The organism is Anoxybacillus sp. (assembly GCF_036834105.1).
Taxonomy (GTDB): domain Bacteria; phylum Bacillota; class Bacilli; order Bacillales; family Anoxybacillaceae; genus Anoxybacillus.
Genome location: NZ_DAITON010000063.1, coordinates 1 through 9,958 on the forward strand (window position 1 = coordinate 1; position 9,958 = coordinate 9,958).

The window sequence follows — 9,958 nt, forward strand, 5'->3', positions numbered from 1 at the left end:
AAAAAAGAAAATGGCTGCATATTGTTTTTGAATTTTCGCTTTGTCTGTTGTAAAACGAAAGTGCTCTTGCATGGGGATTCTCCTTTCGAATGTTTGGTAGCACTTTCATTCTACAGGAGATCCGCAGGCAAGGGCTATTTTTATGCTTACTCGATTTTATCTAGCACCACGGGTTTATAATATAATTTTACTGTAGATGAGCATTTTTTATTACATTAATTTCCACCCCCCGAGAGACGAACAGGGTACCCCTTAGGCGACATGGAGCTGTTTTTTTGATCACATCAATGGGAATATTTTGTTTAGCAGCATCATAGATGAACTCGACGACGCTGTGTCCTTTCCGAGACCGAAGAAGCTCCAGCCCGGAAGAGATGTCTTGTTGCGATTCCGCGATGCTGTATACGCAGGCTAATAGCACCACGATCCTATACCGTTTCACCCCCCGAACGTGGCGAACAAGGTGTTATATGCAGATAAATATTATGATGAACTTGTTTTCTTAAATTATTTTATGACCATATGAAATTGAAAGTGACTAGGTTATTACAATAATAAAAAGACAGTTCACTTGCTCATTTATCTACTCTATGTTACTATGTAGTAGTACTCAATATTATTGAATACCAACAATATTGAGTACTTAGGAGGTGTTTCTTTTTGGATAATCTAAGTGAAATGTTGAAAGGGATTTTAGAAGGCATCGTACTAGAGATTATAAGCCGTGGTGAAATATACGGCTATGAGATTACGAAAAAGCTGCACGCCTTAGGTTTCCAAGGGATTGCGGAAGCGACAGTATATGCGTTGTTACTACGTCTAGAAAAAAATAAGCTTGTGCACATTACGAAAAAACCGTCAGACATGGGACCGCCAAGAAAGTTTTATACGTTGAATGAGCGGGGGATTGAGGAATTAGAAGCTTTTTGGGCAAAATGGGATTTTTTAAGCGAGCGAATTCATATGCTACGAACGAATGGAGGAGAAAAAAATGTTCAGTCATGAGATGAGGGAGAAAATTAAGCAATTTGCAAAAGAGCAAGCGCCATATTATTTAGAAGAAGCAGAGATGACGTATATGGAAAAACTTCGCCGGAAAACAGGAGAGACGAAAAGCAAAATGATGGCGAAACTTGCTAAATTCAAAAGTCGCTCAGAGACGGCAGTGGAGGCGGAAAACGATATGATTCTCTACATGAGCGACTATATGAAAGATTTGCTGGAACAAGGGCTGTCGGAACAAGAAGCGTTTGAACGGGCAAAAGAAGAGTTAAAGTTTCGCAGTGAAACGACAAAGTCAGCCGACTTACAAGAGCGGATTGTCGCGCACTATCACCATATGAACATTGCTGATTATGAAGCAATTGGGTTGTTTTACGGAGCGTTTGTTTTCTTAGGGATTTCGATTGGTGCACTAGTTGGTTTTATCGTCAGCGGTGGCTGGGAGATGTTTTTATCTGGCGGATGGATTCGTACGCTCATTGGTGCGATTGTCGGCTTTTTGATCGGAACGGGATTAGGGCTTTTGAGCAATGCCATCATTGTGTTAAAGAGAAAAAAATAGTTCACAGGGGGGATAGATGCTATATGATGAGAAACGTTAGAAAAAACAAAGATCTCGGCATTTATGGCTTAGCGGCAAAATGGTATGATCGCAACTCGCGAAAAAGCAGGCTCGCGGAAATGGAAGCATATGCGGATGAAGTGGCCACACATGCGGCGAAAGGGGCGCACATATTAGAAGTTGCCCCTGGTCCAGGCTATTTGTCCATTGAACTGGCCAAAAGAGGATTTCACGTCACAGCTGTGGATATAAGTCCAGATTTTGTGGAAATCGCCAGACGTAACGCGAAAGAAGCGAACGTTTCCGTAAACTTCATGGAAGGAAATGCATCCGATTTGCCTTTTGACGACCATCGTTTCGATTTTGTGATTTGTACGGCCGCTTTTAAAAATTTTAAAGAGCCTGTCAAAGCGCTGTGTGAAATGTATCGCGTCCTTAAAGAAGGAGGCACGGCTCTCATTGTAGACATGAACCGTGAGGCGACAGATGAAGAGATTGAGCATGAAGTAAGCAAAATGAATGGACTTGACAAATATTTCGTTAAATTTTCATTTAAAACGTTCTTAAAACAAGGTGCTTACACCGCGGAGGAGTTTGAAGCATTTATCAAAGAAACCCCGTTTCAACAGCACAAGATAAGAAAAGAAGGTATTGGATTGTACGTGTACCTCAATAAATAAAAACCTGCCGCTGGTGGCAGGTTTTTTGTTTTTCCTTGTTCATATTCTGTTCATAAAAGCATGTTATGATCACTTTGCATGAAGTGATAAGGAGGAAGGAACAATGCAGAGATTAAATAGTCATTGGGCGATTGAAGCGACTGGACTCATGAAAATATTTGGAAATAATCGTGCGGTCGATGGTGTTGATTTACACGTTCGCGCTGGTACGATTTACGGGGTTCTCGGACCGAATGGGGCAGGAAAAACGACGACCGTCAGGATGCTCGCGACGTTGTTGCGGCCAGATGGGGGAACAGCGCGCATTTTTGGCTATGACGTAGTCAAAGAGCCGCAAATTGTTCGGCAGTTGATTGGCGTGACTGGACAGTACGCCTCAGTGGATGAATCGCTCACCGCGATGGAAAATTTAATTATTTTTTCTCGATTGCTCGGGCTTAGTCGTACCGAGGCGCGACGAAAGGCAATGGAATTATTAGAGGAGTTTGGATTGACTGAAGCGGCGAAACGTCCGCTTAAGCAGTTCTCAGGAGGCATGCGACGTCGCCTTGACCTGGTCGCGAGCTTAATTGCTCAGCCCCCGCTCATCTTCCTTGATGAGCCGACGACAGGACTCGATCCACGAACACGCAATCAAATGTGGGAAACGATTCGCCGATTAGTTAACATGGGTTCAACCGTATTATTGACGACACAATATTTACAAGAAGCAGACGAACTTGCAGATCGTATCGCTGTTATTGATCGTGGGAAAGTCGTGGCAGAAGGGACGGCGGATGAACTGAAAACGTCGATTGGCAATTCATCGCTGCAATTAAAAATTGACGATCCACAACATTTGGAAATGGCACGTCAAACAGTAGAACGTGTGCTGAATGCACGTGCCAATGTATCGTCGGATACAGGAAAAATTACGGCACCGATGGCGGATGCTGATCGAGTGACCGATTTACTCATTGCATTCCGCGAAGCAAGCATTCCGTTAGCGGAATTAAGCGTACAAAAACCAACGCTAGACGAAGTTTTTTTAGCGATTATAGGTCATGGAGTAAAAGGAGAGGAAAGGGAATGAATCATATGTCGAACCGCGAACTAAAAAGCTACACAAGTTTTCGCCAAACAGTGCAACAAACGTTCACGATGGCGTATCGAAGTTTATTAAAAGTGCGGCGTACACCAGAGCAATTATTTGACGTTACTTTTCAACCGATTATTTTCACGTTAATGTTTACTTATATTTTCGGTGGAGCAATCGCTGGCAATGTACAAAACTATTTGCCAATGATCATTCCAGGCATCCTTATTCAGACGTTAATTGGGGCTTCTGTCGCCTCAGGTGTTCAACTTCGTGATGATATGGACAAAGGCGTTTTTGACCGATTCAAGTCTTTGCCAATTGCTCGCATCGCACCACTAGCAGGAGCTTTATTGGCTGATACGGTTCGCTACACAATCGCGACTTTACTCACTTTTATGATGGGATTTCTCATTGGATATCGCCCAGAGGGAGGACTCACTAGTGTTGCATTCGCTGCGGTGTTTGCTATCGGATGCGCATGGGCGGTGAGTTGGATTTTCGCTTTCTTTGGCGTTACTGCACGCAATGCGGCGAGCGTACAAGGAATTTCTATGCTGGCTTTGTTTCCGCTTATGTTTCTTTCGAATGCGTTTGTACCGGTGAATACGATGCCCGATTGGCTGCAATGGTTTGCGAACATCAATCCGATTTCCCATATGATTACCGCCATTCGAGAGTTGATAAATCATGGAATAATTAGTTCAGATTTTGTCATTTCGCTTTTGGGAGCAGCGGTTATTGTTGCTGTTTTTGTCCCTATTACTGTTCGCGTCTATATGCGTCGCGCATAATATCGTGCCTCGTGCACGATATTTTCCGATATAAGTTGAAATTTTGTTTTACATCCAGCTGCTTACCTGCCATGCTATACTGTATCAGCTCATGTCGGTATGAAAACGGAAACGAAAAATCGAAAATTTTTTATTGTAACTTATATATACGATTTCAGTGCGACAAATAGCCGAAAATTCGCTACAATGGAGATAGGATTGGAAAAGAAAGGAGATTCGTATGCCACGTGTGTTAATCGTCGATGATGATGCCCACATTCGTGAACTTATCGGGCATTTTTTAAGCCTTGAAGGTTTTGAGATACACGAAGCAGCAACTGGAAAAGAGGCATTAGTGGTGCTAGAAGAGGTCAAAGTCGACCTAGTCGTATTGGATATTATGATGCCCGAGATGGACGGATGGGAACTATGCCGTGAACTTCGCCAATATGGTGATGTGCCGATTTTAATGTTGACGGCCAAAGGAGAAACAGCGCAAAAAGTGAAAGGATTTGCGCTAGGGGCAGATGATTATCTCGTCAAACCGTTTGATCCGCTTGAGCTTGTCGCAAGAGTCAAAGCATTACTGAAGCGTTATCGAATTGCGACGTCGCAAACAGTACAAATTGCCGATTTATTGTTAAACCGTCGAACCTATGAATGTCATTTAGGAGACGAAGAGATTGCTTTGCCACCTAAAGAATTTGAGCTACTTTTTACGCTAGCTAGCTATCCTGGGAAAACGTTTACCCGTGATGAACTCATTGAACAAATTTGGGGCTATGATTACGAAGGGGACGAACGAACGGTCGATGTGCACATTAAGCGGTTGCGCGAGCGGTTTACTGATTGTCATGTATTTATCATTCGTACGATTCGCGGGCTCGGTTATCGGTTGGAGGTATGCAAATGAAGCGACTTTGGTTTGTGTTCAAGTCATTGTTGACGTTCATTGCTGTAATGGCTGTAATCAGTCTCTTTTGGACAGTTGCGTATTTCATCACAGAAGCGATATACACCCGTTTTGCTTGGCAGCCGCAGCAGTTAGTTCGACAAATCATCACATCCGTCTCAGGCTTTTTTTTATTTGGTGTTAGTATGAGTATTCTTAGCCCTTTTTTGCGCAAGCGGGAACGAGTGCTTTGGAAAAACCTAATGGATGCAATTCATCGAATTGCGAAAGGGGATTTTCAAATAAATCTCCGCGCGGACTGGGGGAAGGGAAACCATCCATTTACAGAACTAGTCGAAGGACTTAACGATATGGCAGCGAATTTGCGAGCGATGGAAGAAATGCGGCAAGAATTTATCTCGAACGTTTCTCATGAAATCGGGTCACCGCTTACATCAATTCGTGGGTTTGCTCGTGCGTTAAAAAATGAACATTTGCCTTATGAACAGCGAATGCATTATCTCGACATTATTGAAGCGGAGTGCGTCCGTCTGTCGAAGTTAAGCGATAATTTGTTACGATTGGCAATGTTAGATTCCGACCGATACCCGTTTCAGCCTATATCATATCGTTTGGATTCCCAGTTGCAATCGCTCATTCTCCATTGTGAGCCACAGTGGATGGAAAAGGAGATAGAGATAACTGTCATGCTGGAGAAAGTAGTTATTACCGCAGATGAGGATTTGCTGAGTCAAGTGTGGCTGAACCTACTTCATAATGCGATTAAATTTACGCCAAAAGGTGGAGCAATTACCATTCAGCTTCAGCAACAAGACAACTACGCCATCGTGATTGTTGCAGACAATGGCCCAGGCATTGCCGAAGAAGACCAACCGCGTATTTTTGAACGGTTTTATAAGGCAGATAAATCACGCAACCGTGCTGTCGGCGGAAGTGGGCTAGGGCTAGCGATTGTAGACAAAATTGTTAAGATACATCAAGGAAAGATTTCTGTCTGCAGTCGATTGGGAGAGGGAACAGAGTTCCATGTTCAGTTGCCGATCCAGTGTAGGGATTAATTGTTTTCTATATGAAAGTAGCCGCCCTTTATTGGGCAGCTGTTTGACTACAATTTACGTTCCTCTCTCTTCAACTCTTTATACCAAAGCGAGTGGCGTTCTTTTACATATTCTTCATCGACATAGCCCGTAAACATACCTGGCAATAGTTTGCGATTTTCTTTGACGATAAATGCGGCTAAATGCATAATGACACCGAAGATGACCATGACTGTTGCCAAGTTGTGTAACTGTGCGCTCCAAAATAAAATGCCGTTTGTTGGTTGCACGCCCATGATGTTTTTTATGACTTTAATGACGCCTGTAACAATGACAAGGCCGATTGACACAACGAAATATAAGTAGGCGATTCGTTGTTCAGGCAAATATTTTTCGCTCGGTGGCTCTTTTTGTTTTAAAAGCATCGCTTTCAAAATAAGGTAAGAGCCTTTTACATCTCCTTTTTTTGGCCAAATGTCAAACTCTTTTTTTATCACATGATAAACGACATGATACGTTGTAAAGAAAAGGAGAGTAGCAGCGAAAAAGTAATGCACCCATAACGTGATTTCATACGATGTGAGCCATTTTGTGCCGAACGGTTGAACGATTAAATAGCGACCGTATACCGGCATTTGGCCGATACCTGTAATGATCAGCATAATAATGGAAATGGCAATTCCCCAATGGACAAAGCGATTTGGAAGTGGTTGACGGTAAATTTTATTTTTCTTCTTTTGATTCATGACGATCTCCCCCTTCCTTTTTCTTCTGTCCGGATAATACTTTATAAGCGGTAATACCTGCTGCGGCTGCGCCAGCGATTGGAGCGATCAGCGTAGCTAGCATATATCCATGTGTTGTCCCTAACATATTTTCGACTTCAGGCTTCATATGTGGACGACCGAAACGGGTGTCGTTTTCTTCTTGTTTTTTCGTTTCAATCGCTTTGTTAATTTGATCAAACGGCACGTCTGAGACGTACAGTGTTAACGTACCACTATTTTCAACGTCGCCATAAATGAAGCCACCGATTTCTTTTGCGCGCTCATACGCTTTTTTGCGAATTTGTTCGTATGGACCGAACTCAATGACCCCTTTCGGACAGGCAGTTTCACAAGCCGGGCTTTTTCCTTCCTCAAGTAAATCGGCACACATGTCGCATTTGTACATGACTCCCCCACCAGCTAACTCAGGAGCTAGTTTCAAATATAACCCGACACCTGCTTGGCGTTGTGGGATGTCCCAAGGGCAAACTGTACGACATTTTGCTCCACCCATACAGAAGTTTTCGTCAATTTTTACCGCTCCGTGTTTCGTTTTCTCGATGACTCCGAACGGACAAAGTTTTTGACATGGTGCATCGAGACAATGCATACATCGTCTTGGGATGGCAACTTCTTTCGTTTCGCCATTCCAGTTTACTTGCACTTTTTCAACGTATGTCCAGTTGTAAGGAGTGAGACGGTCTGTGCGGTCTTTTTCGTTGGACCAATCTTCATGTTTTTTCCGAGGCCAATAGTCTTTGATTGGTTTTTGCGGTTGTGGAAAACGATGTTCGTTTTTTTGTCTACAAGCTGTGACGCATAGGGGGGTGTCGTAAGCTGCACAACCATCACATTTTGTTAAGTCAATAAGCGAACCAATTAACGTACTTTCATCTGACTTGTCCGTTTGTGCATACCCAGGTGTTTTTGTCGCAAGCAATATTCCAGCTGTTGCGCCAGCGACTGTTGATCGTTTTAAAAATGTTCGTCGGCTTATTTTTTCACTCATTATCCCAACCTCCTCGTTTATATACCATAATAGGTATTTTAATAAAGAACACTTTGATTGAAAAGAAGAAAAGAGATATCGTTTTTGACAGATTTGTGACAAAGAAGTGCATAAGCTGGAATGACAACATGCAGGAAGCCCCTCGCTGTCTTTTTGTATACTTAAAATAAAATGTCGATCGGTTGCAACATTTTTGTTTGTTCAGTTGTATATGAAGTGAAAGGAGGTCGTTTCTTTGTGCACAAAAGAACAAATCCAACTCGCTATGGATGAATATGGGAATATGGTGTTGCGCCTAGCGTATACGTATATGAAAAACCAACATGATGCAGAAGACGTATTTCAAGATGTATTCATTAAGTTATATGAACATATGGACCGAATACAAAATGGAGAGCATATGAAGGCATGGCTCATACGAGTGACAGTTAATGTATGTAAAAATAAGTTAAAATCATTTACGCATCGAAAAATGGATGCATATGAGGAATGGATTCATTCCCCGTCCGTTGATCATCGCGATCGCTTTGAGGTTATGTCAGCGGTGACATCGCTACCAGTCAAATATCGAGAAGTCGTTCACTTGTTTTACTACGAAGGATATCAGACGAAAGAAATTGCTCGACTGTTGAAGAAGAGAGAAAGTACCGTTCGCTCGTTGCTTGCACGTGCGCGGGAGATGTTAAAAAACAAATTGAAAGGGGAGTATGATTTTGCATGAGCGATATAAAAAAGAGATGGAACACATTGTCGTGACGGAGCAATTGAAAAATAAAGTAATGGATGAGATTGAAAAGAGAGGGAATAAGCGAAAATCGTTTCGTTTAGCGTACGTCGCTGTTGTTGCCGCGGGTGTACTATTGGCGGTTAGCCTGCATGCGGCGCAGCCTACTAGGGATGAAGCGCAACAAAAAATCATGATGGAGCATGGAAAGGGGGAGGATATGGTGAAAATGGAGACAGCAATATATGATGCGTATTTAGTCATTCATGACGTGACGTATGATCCAAACGATCAAAAGCTCCATTTTTCAGTTACAAATAAAAGTGATGGTGTTATTTCATTTGGATATGCGTATACAATTGAAAAGTACGATGAGAAAAAACAGGCATGGTTGCCGACAACGTTAACGAACGATCTCGCATTTATTGAAATGCTTGCATTAATTGATAAGGGACAAACGGTGAAGGACGGGATTGATTTTTCGTTGTTAAATCAACCGTTAACAAATGGGAAATATCGTACAGTACGCACGTATTATACGGATACAGCCCATCTAACTGGATATATTGAATTTGATGTTATCGATCAAAAGCTAACAAACTTCCAATCGTATATTGAGGCGAAACCATTTGAAACGAGCGAAAATCAAGATGTAAAACTGACATGCGAGAGGGATCAACGCTTTTCTGTTTATAGCAGCTATAATCGACTTGTTTCGACGCGGACGGGACGCCAAGGGTTGCACATATATCCGATGTATGAAGGGGAAGAACAAGTGAATTTCTCGATGGAAGCGGATGTCGGCACGTTGTTCGTTGATAAAATGACTGATGATGCGTTAGCGATATATGAGGCCGAGCGACCTGTATCTTCTGATGAAACTGTATCTTCTGATGAACAAATGATTGCCGAATCGATGCCACCCGATAGTGGTCAAATTGAAGCTATTCAAGGATATGCAGGTCCAAAAGTGTTGTTTTTGAATGGGGAACAAGTTAACGTTGAGCCATCGGTCGTTTATTGGGAGCCGAACGAAACGAACAAGAAAGAGGAAGTGAAAGTGAAGGTAACTGTGACACACGCACATACAAACGAATGGAAGGGGACATTTTATGTCGTTATTGTTCGAAAGGGGGACGAATATACGTTAGGACATATCGAATAAACGAGGGGAGAGGTTCCCTCGTTTATTTTGTTAAAATGAAACGAATGCTAGAAATGGCTGCCTCATGTTCAAGAGAGCGATGCGAAAGAAGAGTTAAAAGTTTTTCATGGGTGTCGATTTTACTTTCTAGCTTTTTGACGATTTCATTTGTCTCAAGTACGGCTTGTTGGACAAGCATGAAGTCTTGCTTCGTCGCCATGTTAGCTTTGACTTCTTGCAGTTCTTGTTTTGTTATCATGTTAGCTTTGACT

General features: G+C 42.5%; 11 protein-coding genes and 2 pseudogenes. 9 read left to right on the forward strand and 4 right to left on the reverse strand.

The window, feature by feature from the left end:
- Window positions 1-252: 252 nt before the first annotated feature.
- Window positions 253-460 (reverse strand): annotated as a pseudogene (locus tag V7Z64_RS07740) (IS701 family transposase); the annotation flags it as partial.
- Between the two features lie 218 nt (window positions 461-678).
- On the opposite strand from V7Z64_RS07740, the gene V7Z64_RS07745 reads away from it, so the two are divergent.
- The 7 genes from V7Z64_RS07745 to V7Z64_RS07775 all read left to right on the forward strand — a co-directional run bounded on the left by V7Z64_RS07745 (window position 679) and on the right by V7Z64_RS07775 (window position 6,063).
- The gene (locus V7Z64_RS07745) at window positions 679-1,005 is read left to right on the forward strand and encodes a PadR family transcriptional regulator (RefSeq protein ID WP_297987883.1); all 327 of its coding nucleotides are present in this window, start codon (window positions 679-681) and stop codon (window positions 1,003-1,005) included.
- Window positions 992-1,564, forward strand: coding sequence for a GlsB/YeaQ/YmgE family stress response membrane protein (locus tag V7Z64_RS07750; RefSeq protein WP_297987858.1), 573 nt, complete (start codon window positions 992-994; stop codon window positions 1,562-1,564). Before V7Z64_RS07745 ends, V7Z64_RS07750 begins: the two co-directional genes overlap by 14 nt.
- A gap of 23 nt (window positions 1,565-1,587) precedes the next feature.
- Window positions 1,588-2,244, forward strand: a complete 657-nt coding sequence (locus tag V7Z64_RS07755) for a class I SAM-dependent methyltransferase (protein ID WP_297987860.1) — start codon at window positions 1,588-1,590, stop codon at window positions 2,242-2,244.
- A gap of 103 nt (window positions 2,245-2,347) precedes the next feature.
- Window positions 2,348-3,316: an ATP-binding cassette domain-containing protein gene (locus tag V7Z64_RS07760; protein ID WP_297987862.1), complete on the forward strand. Its 969-nt coding sequence runs from the start codon at window positions 2,348-2,350 to the stop codon at window positions 3,314-3,316.
- Window positions 3,313-4,113: an ABC transporter permease gene (locus V7Z64_RS07765; RefSeq protein WP_297987864.1), complete on the forward strand. Its 801-nt coding sequence runs from the start codon at window positions 3,313-3,315 to the stop codon at window positions 4,111-4,113. The genes V7Z64_RS07760 and V7Z64_RS07765 overlap by 4 nt, the downstream gene beginning before the upstream one ends.
- 220 nt (window positions 4,114-4,333) lie before the next feature.
- Window positions 4,334-5,005 (forward strand): response regulator transcription factor, encoded by a 672-nt coding sequence (locus tag V7Z64_RS07770; protein ID WP_297987866.1) that lies wholly within the window; start codon window positions 4,334-4,336, stop codon window positions 5,003-5,005.
- Entirely contained in the window at window positions 5,002-6,063 is a 1,062-nt protein-coding gene (locus tag V7Z64_RS07775; RefSeq protein WP_297987885.1) for a sensor histidine kinase, read from the forward strand. Before V7Z64_RS07770 ends, V7Z64_RS07775 begins: the two co-directional genes overlap by 4 nt.
- Window positions 6,064-6,110: 47 nt before the next feature.
- On the opposite strand, the gene V7Z64_RS07780 is transcribed toward V7Z64_RS07775, so the two are convergent.
- The gene (locus tag V7Z64_RS07780) at window positions 6,111-6,788 is read right to left on the reverse strand and encodes a formate dehydrogenase subunit gamma (protein WP_297987868.1); all 678 of its coding nucleotides are present in this window, start codon (window positions 6,786-6,788) and stop codon (window positions 6,111-6,113) included.
- The gene (locus V7Z64_RS07785; protein ID WP_297987870.1) at window positions 6,766-7,818 is read right to left on the reverse strand and encodes a 4Fe-4S dicluster domain-containing protein; all 1,053 of its coding nucleotides are present in this window, start codon (window positions 7,816-7,818) and stop codon (window positions 6,766-6,768) included. The genes V7Z64_RS07780 and V7Z64_RS07785 overlap by 23 nt, the downstream gene beginning before the upstream one ends.
- Window positions 7,819-8,053: 235 nt before the next feature.
- On the opposite strand from V7Z64_RS07785, the gene V7Z64_RS07790 reads away from it, so the two are divergent.
- Together V7Z64_RS07790 and V7Z64_RS07795 are read left to right on the forward strand one after the other, a co-directional pair.
- Window positions 8,054-8,539 carry a sigma-70 family RNA polymerase sigma factor gene (locus tag V7Z64_RS07790; protein ID WP_297987873.1) on the forward strand — a complete coding sequence of 162 codons (486 nt, stop codon included), beginning with the start codon at window positions 8,054-8,056 and terminating at the stop codon, window positions 8,537-8,539.
- Window positions 8,526-9,707, forward strand: coding sequence for an immunoglobulin-like domain-containing protein (locus tag V7Z64_RS07795; protein WP_297987875.1), 1,182 nt, complete (start codon window positions 8,526-8,528; stop codon window positions 9,705-9,707). The genes V7Z64_RS07790 and V7Z64_RS07795 overlap by 14 nt, the downstream gene beginning before the upstream one ends.
- A 22-nt stretch (window positions 9,708-9,729) precedes the next feature.
- Here the strand turns inward: V7Z64_RS07795 and V7Z64_RS07800 are convergent.
- A pseudogene (locus V7Z64_RS07800) lies at window positions 9,730-9,958 on the reverse strand (hypothetical protein); the annotation flags it as partial.

Coding starts and splice junctions, on each gene's coding strand:
- V7Z64_RS07745 (WP_297987883.1), top strand. CDS start 679: ATGTTGAAAGGGATTTTAGAAGGCATCGTACTAGAGATTATAAGCCGT.
- V7Z64_RS07750 (WP_297987858.1), top strand. CDS start 992: ATGTTCAGTCATGAGATGAGGGAGAAAATTAAGCAATTTGCAAAAGAG.
- V7Z64_RS07755 (WP_297987860.1), top strand. CDS start 1,588: ATGATGAGAAACGTTAGAAAAAACAAAGATCTCGGCATTTATGGCTTA.
- V7Z64_RS07760 (WP_297987862.1), top strand. CDS start 2,348: ATGCAGAGATTAAATAGTCATTGGGCGATTGAAGCGACTGGACTCATG.
- V7Z64_RS07765 (WP_297987864.1), top strand. CDS start 3,313: ATGAATCATATGTCGAACCGCGAACTAAAAAGCTACACAAGTTTTCGC.
- V7Z64_RS07770 (WP_297987866.1), top strand. CDS start 4,334: ATGCCACGTGTGTTAATCGTCGATGATGATGCCCACATTCGTGAACTT.
- V7Z64_RS07775 (WP_297987885.1), top strand. CDS start 5,002: ATGAAGCGACTTTGGTTTGTGTTCAAGTCATTGTTGACGTTCATTGCT.
- V7Z64_RS07780 (WP_297987868.1), bottom strand. CDS start 6,788: ATGAATCAAAAGAAGAAAAATAAAATTTACCGTCAACCACTTCCAAAT.
- V7Z64_RS07785 (WP_297987870.1), bottom strand. CDS start 7,818: ATGAGTGAAAAAATAAGCCGACGAACATTTTTAAAACGATCAACAGTC.
- V7Z64_RS07795 (WP_297987875.1), top strand. CDS start 8,526: ATGATTTTGCATGAGCGATATAAAAAAGAGATGGAACACATTGTCGTG.